At 79.0% G+C, this 281-nt stretch carries 1 protein-coding gene; it reads left to right on the plus strand.

Annotated features, from left to right (window positions below; translation table 11 throughout):
• Window positions 1-281 (plus strand): hypothetical protein (locus AA75_RS53335; RefSeq protein ID WP_033826208.1); only part of this gene is annotated, 281 nt, incomplete at both ends.

Genomic DNA, 281 nt, shown 5'->3' on the forward strand with positions numbered 1-281 from the left:
TCGCCACCGCGCTGGACGAGTTGTACGGCCACGGCCGCGGTGAGGGCGCCGGGCTCGATCTCGGGCCGGGCGGCCGCGGCGGCCGCGAGGCCCCGTACCCGGGCGTGCGGGAGTGGTCCGAGGAACTGGCGGCGCTGTTCGGCCCCGGCATCCGTGAGGAGGTGCTGGCGGCGGCTGCCGCGCATGGGCGCTCCGACGTGCTGGCGAGCCTCGACCCGGCGGCCGTCCGCCCCTCCGTGGACCTGCTGCGGACCGTGCTGGAGCACGCGGGGGGGCCGTCC

The sequence above is a fragment of the Kitasatospora sp. MBT63 genome (assembly GCF_000710465.2).
Classification (GTDB): domain Bacteria; phylum Actinomycetota; class Actinomycetes; order Streptomycetales; family Streptomycetaceae; genus Kitasatospora.